This window comes from Deltaproteobacteria bacterium (genome assembly GCA_019308905.1).
GTDB lineage: Bacteria > Desulfobacterota > BSN033 > WVXP01 > WVXP01 > JAFDHF01.
In genome coordinates, this window is record JAFDHF010000100.1 from 1 (window position 1) to 9,901 (window position 9,901).

The 9,901-nt window shown below is 55.0% G+C and carries 12 protein-coding genes, 2 tRNA genes and 1 pseudogene; 11 read left to right on the forward strand and 4 right to left on the reverse strand.

The window, feature by feature from the left end; genetic code table 11:
* From JRJ26_19485 to JRJ26_19515, 7 genes and pseudogenes are all read left to right on the forward strand, one after another.
* The coding region (locus JRJ26_19485; GenBank protein MBW2059677.1) for a hypothetical protein at window positions 1–316 on the forward strand (316 nt) is incomplete at its 5' end.
* 15 nt (window positions 317–331) lie between these two features.
* The gene (locus tag JRJ26_19490) at window positions 332–523 is read left to right on the forward strand and encodes a hypothetical protein (GenBank protein ID MBW2059678.1); all 192 of its coding nucleotides are present in this window, start codon (window positions 332–334) and stop codon (window positions 521–523) included.
* Between the two features lie 368 nt (window positions 524–891).
* Window positions 892–1,506, forward strand: coding sequence for an SEC-C domain-containing protein (locus JRJ26_19495; protein ID MBW2059679.1), 615 nt, complete (start codon window positions 892–894; stop codon window positions 1,504–1,506).
* A gap of 345 nt (window positions 1,507–1,851) precedes the next feature.
* Window positions 1,852–2,337: pseudogene (locus JRJ26_19500) on the forward strand (site-specific DNA-methyltransferase).
* Window position 2,338: 1 nt separating this feature from the next.
* Window positions 2,339–2,635 (forward strand): nucleotidyltransferase domain-containing protein, encoded by a 297-nt coding sequence (locus tag JRJ26_19505; GenBank protein ID MBW2059680.1) that lies wholly within the window; start codon window positions 2,339–2,341, stop codon window positions 2,633–2,635.
* Entirely contained in the window at window positions 2,622–2,966 is a 345-nt protein-coding gene (locus tag JRJ26_19510) for a DUF86 domain-containing protein (protein ID MBW2059681.1), read from the forward strand. Before JRJ26_19505 ends, JRJ26_19510 begins: the two co-directional genes overlap by 14 nt.
* Before the next feature lie 497 nt (window positions 2,967–3,463).
* On the forward strand, window positions 3,464–3,607 hold the full coding sequence (locus JRJ26_19515; protein ID MBW2059682.1) for a hypothetical protein: 144 nt from the start codon (window positions 3,464–3,466) through the stop codon (window positions 3,605–3,607).
* Between the two features lie 137 nt (window positions 3,608–3,744).
* Here JRJ26_19515 and JRJ26_19520 read toward each other — a convergent pair.
* Together JRJ26_19520 and JRJ26_19525 are read right to left on the reverse strand one after the other, a co-directional pair.
* Window positions 3,745–3,821, reverse strand: a tRNA-Asp gene (locus JRJ26_19520).
* A gap of 36 nt (window positions 3,822–3,857) precedes the next feature.
* Window positions 3,858–3,933: transfer RNA gene (locus JRJ26_19525), tRNA-Val, on the reverse strand.
* A gap of 465 nt (window positions 3,934–4,398) precedes the next feature.
* Here JRJ26_19525 and JRJ26_19530 point away from each other — a divergent pair.
* The 4 genes from JRJ26_19530 (at window position 4,399) to JRJ26_19545 (ending at window position 7,787) form a co-directional block, all read left to right on the forward strand.
* Window positions 4,399–4,698 carry a transcription termination factor Rho gene (locus JRJ26_19530; GenBank protein ID MBW2059683.1) on the forward strand — a complete coding sequence of 100 codons (300 nt, stop codon included), beginning with the start codon at window positions 4,399–4,401 and terminating at the stop codon, window positions 4,696–4,698.
* Window positions 4,699–4,808: 110 nt separating this feature from the next.
* Window positions 4,809–5,705 (forward strand): glycosyltransferase, encoded by an 897-nt coding sequence (locus JRJ26_19535; protein MBW2059684.1) that lies wholly within the window; start codon window positions 4,809–4,811, stop codon window positions 5,703–5,705.
* A complete protein-coding gene (locus JRJ26_19540; protein ID MBW2059685.1) occupies window positions 5,702–6,703 on the forward strand; it encodes a ParB N-terminal domain-containing protein in 1,002 nt (333 codons plus the stop codon). The genes JRJ26_19535 and JRJ26_19540 overlap by 4 nt, the downstream gene beginning before the upstream one ends.
* Window positions 6,684–7,787 carry a hypothetical protein gene (locus tag JRJ26_19545; protein ID MBW2059686.1) on the forward strand — a complete coding sequence of 368 codons (1,104 nt, stop codon included), beginning with the start codon at window positions 6,684–6,686 and terminating at the stop codon, window positions 7,785–7,787. The genes JRJ26_19540 and JRJ26_19545 overlap by 20 nt, the downstream gene beginning before the upstream one ends.
* 30 nt (window positions 7,788–7,817) lie before the next feature.
* Here JRJ26_19545 and JRJ26_19550 read toward each other — a convergent pair whose 3' ends face one another.
* Both JRJ26_19550 and JRJ26_19555 read right to left on the reverse strand, forming a co-directional pair.
* Window positions 7,818–8,183 (reverse strand): response regulator, encoded by a 366-nt coding sequence (locus tag JRJ26_19550; GenBank protein MBW2059687.1) that lies wholly within the window; start codon window positions 8,181–8,183, stop codon window positions 7,818–7,820.
* Window positions 8,184–8,213: 30 nt separating this feature from the next.
* The gene (locus tag JRJ26_19555; protein ID MBW2059688.1) at window positions 8,214–9,434 is read right to left on the reverse strand and encodes a glycosyltransferase; all 1,221 of its coding nucleotides are present in this window, start codon (window positions 9,432–9,434) and stop codon (window positions 8,214–8,216) included.
* Window positions 9,435–9,901 lie beyond the last annotated feature (467 nt).

Below are 9,901 nucleotides of genomic sequence, written 5' to 3' on the forward strand. Positions count from 1 at the left end.
GTCAAAACGGTGGGACAGGATTCTCTGCGACAGGGTGCTCGGGTACCTGGACCCGGCAGACGCAGGCAGGGCGATCAGGGCGTTGAGTGTGTCCCTCGCAGACGGCGGGTACCTCGTATGCGCGATCGTATGTTCGGACCACGAGAGCCGCGAGGTCGTGAGAAACGGCACCTGGGGCCGAGCCGAACTGAGGCCCAAGGCGTGGTATGAGGAGAGGTTCGCTAAGGCTCGTCTTGTTGTCGATCGCGAACTGACCAGGGCGATTGTCGAGCCGCGTGGTTGGGACTGCGTGTGGGTGCTTCGGCACCGTGGGTAGAGGAGGTGGTCTCAGGTGAAATGCCCAAGGTGTGGGAATGTATACGCGAGCAAGAAGGTGACGAACACCCGAGTGGTGAGCCGGGGCTACAGGATCCGGAGGAGGGTTTGCTCAAAATGCGGGGAACGTTTCAAGACGGTTGAGGTCGTGATGGAGGGTTCCTTGCGGGTTGCGATGAAAGCAATCAGGAATCAGGACCGGTTCTGAAGTGACAATGGTAAACCTCTGGCTATTCAAGGAGGCGAACGCCAGCCTGAATTGTCTTCTCCCCGATACCCGACCCACGTTCACTAACGCCTGAGCTCACTCCTACCAAGCTAAACAAGCATTCGGACGTTGCCTCACCCACCAAAAAAACTTGACTTGCTGGAGCCGCGGACTAGAATAGATGGTAAGGGCCTTGGCAAGGAGAATGCGAGCCCCGTGCCGGTTTTATGAGCCAACATGGAGGTGAGGCATATTGTACTATACTGCATAGGGGAATACTTTCAATCAATGAATAGTATGATATCACATGTCTCCATCTCGACCTAATACATGTTATGCCTAATCAAAAATAGAAAGATTTAAGCAGGATGATAAAGATAAACCGTAATGATAAATGCCCATGTGGTAGCGGGAAAAAATACAAGAAGTGTTGTTATCTTAACCCAGTTAAGAATGCTGAAATAATAAGAGCAGCGTCTATCGCAGAAACATATGAAGAAGTGTTCACAATTCTCTCAAAACCGCCATTGATTTATCAAATGAAAATAGATTTAATTCGAATGGGATTAGATGAGATTGAAGAAGAGATTTCGAGAGTTATTGAAATTAAAGACAAACAAACTTTATACGATCTTCATATGAGTATTCAAAATTTATTTGGATGGGATAATGATCATATGTTCTCCTTCTATCTTGCTGGAAATTTATTTGATAGGGACAACGAGTATTCAGCAAATCCTCTTGGTGAACATATTGATTCAACTTATGGGAAGCAATCTAAGTCTGCTGCTCAAACAGAATTACGTGATTTAGATCTACCAAAGAATTTTACATTTTGGTATCTGTTTGATTATGGGGATCAACTGGTTCATAAAGTCACTGTAGAAAAAATTCGAGAAATGAAGCCGGAAGAAAACGGGTTTCCAAAATTGATTGATAGGAAAGGTAACGCTCCGCCACAATATGGAGTATTTGAGGAGTAGCAGCGTCTATAATATGGCATGACAAAAAAAGCCGAGCCGATTTTTCGTGAATTCAAGGACTTTGGCGGCTTTTGTGTCAGCTCATTTTCAACGGTAGCCGTACGAATGAACGAGAAATCGATACGCGAGAGGCTGGTTGAACACGGGCAGATATTGTTCGATGCGCCGAAGCAGCCGGTTGCCTTCACTAAGGAACCACAGGCTGATGCCTTGCTGAATGACTTGGACAATCGTCCGCACGCTTTTGCCCTGGCGTGCGTCATGGATCGACAGGTCAAGGCAGAGAGAGCATGGCTGATTCCATACCGAATTTCGGAAAAGATCGGTGGGTTCACAATGCAGGCGCTGAAGTTCGCGGACTACCTGCTCAGGTACATGCTCAAGTGGGAGACCAAGCACAGCGAGACGCTGCTGAACGTGGAAAAGCTGGCCCAGCCGTTCAGTTACAAGCTACACATCCACGCCGACCTGCCTGCCGCGCAAGGCACGGCGCAGACAGGCGGCCAGACGCGCGAGAAGATCGCGGACGTCCCCGAGACCTTCAACTACCTGCTGGGACTCCATGTGCAAACGCGGCAGATCCATGACGACGACGGAAGGCGATACCTGGTTTATCGCGGCCGGATCGACCACCGGCAGGTGGTAGTCATCTGGCGCGAGACCGAGGGCTGGACAAAGGAAGACCTGGAGCGGGACAAAAAGTTCGTGGCCGAGCAAAAACTGACCGAGGGCGCGGACGAGATCTTCGTCAACGGCGATTCGTTCATCCCGAACGCCAAGGCCCTGGAGCCTGTGTTCAAGGCCCGCATGTTCGCACCGGTGGAGGCGTAAAATGAGGATCAGTGTTTCGAGAGAGAAGTTGGAGGAGTTTTGTCGCCGACACCGTATTCGCAAGCTGGCGTTCTTCGGCTCGGTACTGAGGGACGATTTTGGTCCGAACAGTGACGTGGACGTGCTGGTGGAGTTCGATCCGGATGCGCGTGTGGGTTTGATCACACTGGCAGGGATAGAAATAGAGTTGGGGCGACTACTGGGACGCCGAGTCGAGATGCACACGGTCAAGGGCCTGAATCCGCAGTTCCGGGATGAAGTGCTGGGAGCAGCGGAGGTGCAGTATGAGCGTGCGTGATGATGTTGTAAGCCTAAAGGATATGCTCGATCATGCCCGAGAGGCAGTGGAGTTACTGGGTGATATGGGACGAGAGAACCTAGCGGAAAATCGCGTCATGCAGTTGGCTTTGACCCGGTTGATCGAGATTATCGGTGAAGCGGCCAATCGTGTTTCAAAAACAACCCAGGAAAAACATAGAGACGTTGCTTGGTCTCAAATCATCGGCATGCGCAACCGACTGATTCACGGATACGACGTGATCGACTACGAAATGCTGTACGACACGGTAACGGCCGACCTGCCACCATTGATTGCGGTCTTGGAACGAATTCTGGGAGGGACGGGTTGATGGCCAGGCGAAGACGACAAGTATCTGGAAACACAGGCGCTACTTCACATTAGGGGACGCCTATGATTTTATGCAAAACCTTATTGGCGATCTTTCATAGACGGAAGTTAGTTTGAACAGCAATTTTCTCACCCCTCCAACGATGCCCTATTCACCGCTGACAGGAAATCCTCATGCGACGTGACAGCTCAGCCGTGCTCATTCCCAGTTCACGATTGGCCCGGTGGCAAAGCAGACTTCGGGCTTTGACAGTCTGGGGATCCTTGTCACGACCCAGGACAGAGCCAATGAACATGATTAGGGATGACGGATGACGATGTGATGGATAGCACCGGCAGGATCTATTCTCGTTATTCCTGGTATATGTCCATCGGGGGATGGAAATTGACAAGAAGTAAAGCATAAAATCATAGGCGTCCCCAATTCTCTGGGTGTTCCCGTGCCTGAACCCGCAGAGCCCGAATTACGGGGGGAGATATGTGGAACGGGGAGGCTGGATGAGAAGGCTGTGTGAGGCGGCCGGGATAGATCCGCCCTTCGGCCTCCACGCGCTCCGACGGTACTGCGCTTCCTCTTTGGCGGACAGGCACAAGCAGAGCACCAAGACGATTCAGAGGTTCTTGAGGCACAGCAGGATATAGACCACCGACGCTTATATCGGTGATCTCAACCGTGATTTGGAATCGGCGGTCGGACTTCTTGAAGGTGATTTTACACGAAATTTACACGAAGAGAAGAAAAGGGGGTCGGAAGCATTTCTCCAACCCCTTGAAATTATTGGCGGGAGCGACGAGACTCGAACTCGCGACCTCCGGCGTGACAGGCCGGCGTTCTAACCAACTGAACTACGCCCCCCGGATTCTGCGTTCAACGCGAAACGTTGCTTTACACTGGTAGGCGGAACAGGGATTGAACCTGTGACCTTCGGCTTGTAAGGCCGACGCTCTCCCGACTGAGCTACCCGCCCGGATGCCAAATAGATTATAACAGCCGCCCTGTTGATGTCAAGGCGTTTGTCCGTTCAAAGCTGCGCGATCCCTTGGAGGCGCGGTGTTTCCGGTGAGTCGCGAGGCCTCTGGAATTCCGCGAGTCCGCGGTTGGGCCCTGCGCCCTGGGCCTTTGCAAAGGCCCGCATTTCTGGTAATAATAACGGGTGACTGCCGAGAGAAGTCAACAGGGAGGAGAAACGATGGCTGAGGAAGAGAAGAAGAGGGAGGAAGCGGCCGGCAAGGAGGAGACAGCAGATCAGGCAGACGCCGGCTCAGAGCAGGAAGCCGCCGGAGAAGAATCTGGAAGGGAAGGGGAAACTGCAGCCGAGTCTGCTCCGTCGGTCGAGAGTGAAGAAACCGGAGGAGAGGAAGAGGGCTTACCGGAGGAGGAGGCTGCCGCCCCTGCTGCCGGGCCCGCCGAATTGAAGAAACCGCTGGAGAAAATGACGGCAAAGGAGCTCCGGGAGGTTGCCCTGGGGATTCCCGAAATCTCGGGCGTCCATGCCATGAAGAAAGAAGAACTCCTGGCTGCCATTCAAAAAGCCTGGGGAATCACGACCGAAAAGGCGGGCAGGAGAGAGAAGAAAAAGAAGGCGGCCGTGAGTGTAGCGGACCTCAAGGCCAGGATCCAGGAGACCAAAGCCAAAAGGGCCGAGGCCATCCAGAAAAAGGACAGGAAGATGGCCAGGATTTACCGCCGTAGGATCAGCCGCCTGAAAAAACGTACCCGCCGTGCCGCATAGCAGTAAAGTGGACCATCGGTTGGCCTCAATAGGGATTGCGGTTTCCCGGAATTCCCCGGAAGTGCTGCCCGGTTTCTTGCAGGCCGGGTCCCCGGGTCGGACGGAAGCTCATGCCCAGAGTCTCTGTCATCATTCCCACCTATAACCGCGCCTTCTTTCTCTGTGAGGCTGTCGAGTCGGTTCTCAACCAGACCTTTCGAGACTTCGAATTGATAGTGGTCGATGATGGTTCCACCGACCCCACTCCTTTTGTGTTACGGAGGTGGAAGGGGAAGGTCCGCTGGGTGAGACAGGAGAACTCCGGGGTAAGCAGGGCCAGGAATGTGGGTATCCAATGCTCCAGGGGCAGGTACATCTGTTTTCTCGATTCGGACGATCTCTGGCTCAGGGGGAAGCTCGAGGCTCAGGTGGACTTCCTCGATGCAAACCCCCACTATCCAGTCTGTTACACCGATGAGATATGGATTCGGAGGGGAAGGCGTGTCAACCCTGGACGGGTCCATGCCAAGTACTCTGGATGGATCTTCGACCGGTGCCTCCCCCTGTGCATCATCAGTCCCTCGTCGGTCATGATGCGGCGGGAGGTCCTCGATGTTGTCGGCGGGTTCGATGAGGATCTTCCGGTTTGTGAGGATTACGACCTCTGGCTCCGGATCGCTTCGCGGTATCCGATCTTTTTCCTCGACATTCCTCTGATCGTGAAACGGGGAGGGCATGCTGACCAGCTCTCAAACCGGTCGTGGGGAAATGATAGATACCGTGTGCTGGCCCTGAGCAAACAGCTCGCCGGGAACCGTCTCCTCCCTTCGGAGAGGCAGGCCGCCGTTGAGATGCTGGAGAAGAAGTGCCTGATTCTTGCGAGGGGCTTTCTGAAGCGTGGGAGGATCGAGGAGGCGATGAGATATAGGGTATTGGCCGGGGAGTGGCGAGAAAGCAGGGTGGAGCAGGCAGGTGGCCGCGGCCGGGGCGGATCCGGCGGGCAGGAAAAGAGGGGAGGAGAGGGTTGACCCCGCTGTTTGAAAGGATCTGTCTTGAAGATGTCGATCGGTCGGACGAACTCTTTTCCATGAGTTTTGAGCCCGATCTCAGCCGGTTGAGGGAATCGGTCAAGAGGGTTGGGATCCTGGAGCCCCTGTGGCTGAGGGAGAAGGGCGGCCGATTTCAAATCGTCGGCGGCTTCAGGCGTTTCGATACGGCCCTTTCCTTGCGAGAAGAGAGGGTTCCGGCTCTCATCTGGAAGGGTGAGCAACTCGAAGACATGCGGGCCTTCTGGATGAGCCTCCATTCGAATGTTACCGCCCGGGGCCTCAACCCCGTGGAGAAGGGGCTGGTTCTGGGAAAACTCCTGGATCACTTCAGGTTGAGCCGGAAGGAAGTGATTCGAACCGCCATGCCCCTGCTCGGTCTTGAACCAAGCGAAAAGATTCTGAGCGGGTTCCTTCTGCTAAACGGTTTTCCCACGCCCCTGAAGAGGTATCTGCTGAGCCACGGGGCGAGCCTCGCTACGGTCAGCCTCCTGGGGAGGTTCACCGGGGAGGAGCAGGAGTCCCTGGCCGGCTTTCTTGCCCCCCTGAGACTCGGTGAGAATGTCTTGAGAGAGATTCTCACCTTTATGTGGGAGATCAGCCGCCGAGACGGAGTCCGGGTCGACGAGGTCATTTCAGGGGAGGAGATGAGGCGCCTCCTCTCTGACGGCCGTCTGTCCGGGCCCCAGAGGATCGAGGCGATCAGAAGAGTTCTGAGAGAGAAGCGGTATCCAAGGCTTTCGGCTCTTGAGGAGACGTTTAGGTCCGCCAGGAAGAGAATGAGACTCTCACCGAAAATCCTCCTGAAGCCCCCTCCGTTTTTCGAAGGCAATCGATTCAGGATCGAAATCGGCTTCGAGACCCTGGAGGAGTACAGGGCCGCTCTGTCAGAACTCCGGGACCTGCCCGAAGAGAGCATCAACAGCCTTCTCGCCATCAAGGGCTATGGGGGTGACACCCATGGAACGGGTCTTCCTTGACAGGGCCGTTGCAGGCGATGCACGGGCCCTTTCGATCCTGAGGAGACTCGAGGGCGTGCCCGTTGAAATCGTGGAAGGAACCGGCCAGCTCCTCCGGAGAGTGAGATCCATGGGGGGTGATCCTCTGAGCCGGGGCAAGAGGATGCTCTTTCTGTCGGCCCACCGGGGGAGCATGGTGGCCAGGTGCCCCGGGACACGCCGGCACATCTGCTGTGGCTACCGGACTATCGACCTCGCATCCAACTGCCCCATGGATTGCTCCTACTGTGTTCTCCAGGTATACCTGAACAACCCGGTGATCACGATTTTCACCAATCTCGCGGATCTGATCGATGAACTGGAGAGAGGGAGGAACCGGGGCGGGGCGGGCTTTCTGAGAGTCGGCCCGGGAGAGATCTCCGACAGCCTGGCCCTCGACCACCTGACGGGCTTCTCGGAGGAGCTGGTTCAGTGGTTTGCCCGCCGCAGGGACAGCATCCTGGAACTGAAAACCAAAAGCGACAGGGTGGACCACCTGCTGAGCCTGAACCATGGCGGGCATACCGTGGTCTCCTGGTCTTTGAATCCCCAGTCGATCATAGACGCCGAGGAACACGGCGCTCCTTCCCTGATTCAACGGCTCAAAGGCGCACAGAAGTGTCAACAGGCCGGCTATCCGATCGGGCTCCACTTCGACCCGATGATATTCAAGGACTCATGGGAGAGGGATTACCGCGACTTGGTCGAGGAGACCTTCCGCTTCGTGGATCCGCGGAGAGTGATCTGGGTGAGTATGGGGGCACTCAGATTTCCCCCATCCCTGAAACCGCTCGTTCAGGATCGCTTTCCCGAGAGCCGGATTCTTCTGGGCGAGCTGTTTCCCGGAAAGGATGGGAAGCTGCGGTATCTGGAGACCATCCGCGTTCAGATGTTCAAGAGAATGCTTTCGTGGCTCCGCGACAAAGACCCGTCCCTCTTCGTGTATCTCTGCATGGAGACCCATGAGGTCTGGAAAGCCGTCTTCGGGTGGAGCCCGGTGAGCACTTCCGGGCTGATCCATGCCTTTGACAGGCGGTGCCAAGCGTTCATGGAAGGAAATCTTTGAAGTAAAGCGCAATCAACCTGGCGAGGATTCTCACGATTCGGCCTTTGCCTCCAGGGCCTGGTTTATCTTCCTCTTCAGTTCGGACAGATCAGACGATTTTACCACATAGTAATCAGCGGCAATGGACTTGAGGTCACCCTTGAACATGCTGTAAGCAGAACAGAGAATCACCGGCAAATCGTAGAACCTCTCTCTTATGGTCTGCAAGAGATCCAGACCATTGTATTCAGCCATCTTGATATCAAGGATCACCACGTCGGGTTTCTCCTTTTCGATCCTCTCAACAAGCTGGTGGCCGTCTTCGGCCAGAGCCACCTCGTACCCGTCGCCTGTCAATTCCTCCGAGTAGAGAAGCCTGATGGACTCCTCGTCGTCTACGATCAAGACTTTAGCCATAGGGGACTCCTCATTCTGACTGTTTATTCTTCAGCGTTCATCCCAACGCCGCAGGAGATAGGGCTTCGCCTCTTCAAAGACGAGACACTGATCCTCGACATACTCCTCGGCCTGTTGGGTGGACATCACCTCCACCTTGTTGACATCGCTGAGAGCCCTTCCGTAGTAAAGGGGGAGCAAGGAGTCGAAGAGAGAGTCGGCCTCCCGGCCGCCTCTCCGGAAGGCTACAGCATAGTCGAAAAGTATCTTGGCCCAGAGCTCTGTGGGAAAATCGAAACGCTCTTCTCCGATCTCTGCAACCTCCGTCAGTTTGGAAAAGACCTCTGGAGCCAGAATCGTCTTCCACCGGTCGATCATCATTTCCGCTCCTCGAGTGAATCGGGTGTAAAGGCTCTTCTTGTCGACCTGCACGTCCGGGATAGTCTCCATCTGGCCCTGCCCGAAACCGAATATGGCCGTGGGTTTACTCCACTTGATGGAACGCCATTTCGCCTCGTAGTGGCCCATCATGGTAAAAATGGTCCCCACCACCTCATCGAAGGTGGGCCCGAGATCGGCGGCTGGATCCTTTGGTTTCTGTTCTTTGGGCCGGCCCATGAATGACTGGCAGATGGGAACCCCATGGGTGATGGCCAGAGTGATCATCCAGATATCTATGCCCATGTGAGAGATCCGCTCGTCCCAGGGTCTGTTCTCGAGATACAGGCGAGCGAGCTCCCCGGAAAATCCCACGTCACCTCCAAGGGGCTGTCTCACTCGTCTCCCGTAAAGGGTCCGGACAAGGGGATATGCGATGTTGTTGGTGAAGGTCTCCTCGAACCTGTGGTGGAGATAGAGGGGAGAGACGAAGCCGAAGTTCCGAAAAAGTGGGTCTCCCAGGTTCTTTATCCATCGCGGCGTGATGCTCGAAGGATCGGCATCCACGACGAGAACAGCCCTCGCCTTGAGTTCAACTGCCTTTCGGAAGAGATTTCGGAGGCTGTTGCCCTTCCCGGTGACAGCCTCACCGGTGGCAAGATAGATCTTGGGAACCTCGGTTCTCACTCCCAGGAAGGCTTCCTTGGTCCCATCGTCTGAATGACTGGCGCAGTTCAGAATCACGGACTTCCGGTTCGGGAAGAACTCAACCAGCCCTTCATCCGCTTTCTCCGTAGGGAGGGTGATTCCCTTGGGTTTGTTGTAAGAAGGAATGCCGACGACGATCTCTGCATCCCTGACATTGCTGGGATTTTCCTCGTATAACTCGTTCATGTCTTCCAGCTTCCTCCCGTGCCGTCTCAAGTCAGAGAATAACACATAGGACCGACAAGTCAACTGGAACCCCAAAATCCAGCGCCACTTTGCCAACTCAGGGGGGAGACAAGGAAACAAGGGGGACGTAGGTTCTCAAGCAACTTCCCGAGTGTCCAGGGGGCTTCTCTACTCCTGCCAGTTGGTAGCCGGTCCGCCCTCGGGCCTTGGCCGGACCATTGAACCCAGGTATGACCTCTATGGCCTGCCGGTTGGCCGCGCACAAGACTGTGGAATCAGAGCTTCCAGTATCATGTGGAGTTAGGTGGCGGTTTGAGGGTTTGGCCTCTGCCCATTAAGGTCAAAACGAGACTTGCCCCCTTCTTTAGGATCGTCAAGTCAACCGACCCCCCTGATTCACCATCTATCTTCACTTAGTCCAACCGAGACTACGCGACTGTTGTGTCATTCCTTCGCTTCGCTCAAGA

Coding starts and splice junctions, on each gene's coding strand:
- JRJ26_19495 (MBW2059679.1), top strand. CDS start 892: ATGATAAAGATAAACCGTAATGATAAATGCCCATGTGGTAGCGGGAAA.
- JRJ26_19505 (MBW2059680.1), top strand. CDS start 2,339: ATGAGGATCAGTGTTTCGAGAGAGAAGTTGGAGGAGTTTTGTCGCCGA.
- JRJ26_19510 (MBW2059681.1), top strand. CDS start 2,622: ATGAGCGTGCGTGATGATGTTGTAAGCCTAAAGGATATGCTCGATCAT.
- JRJ26_19515 (MBW2059682.1), top strand. CDS start 3,464: ATGAGAAGGCTGTGTGAGGCGGCCGGGATAGATCCGCCCTTCGGCCTC.
- JRJ26_19530 (MBW2059683.1), top strand. CDS start 4,399: ATGACGGCAAAGGAGCTCCGGGAGGTTGCCCTGGGGATTCCCGAAATC.
- JRJ26_19535 (MBW2059684.1), top strand. CDS start 4,809: ATGCCCAGAGTCTCTGTCATCATTCCCACCTATAACCGCGCCTTCTTT.
- JRJ26_19545 (MBW2059686.1), top strand. CDS start 6,684: ATGGAACGGGTCTTCCTTGACAGGGCCGTTGCAGGCGATGCACGGGCC.
- JRJ26_19550 (MBW2059687.1), bottom strand. CDS start 8,183: ATGGCTAAAGTCTTGATCGTAGACGACGAGGAGTCCATCAGGCTTCTC.
- JRJ26_19555 (MBW2059688.1), bottom strand. CDS start 9,434: ATGAACGAGTTATACGAGGAAAATCCCAGCAATGTCAGGGATGCAGAG.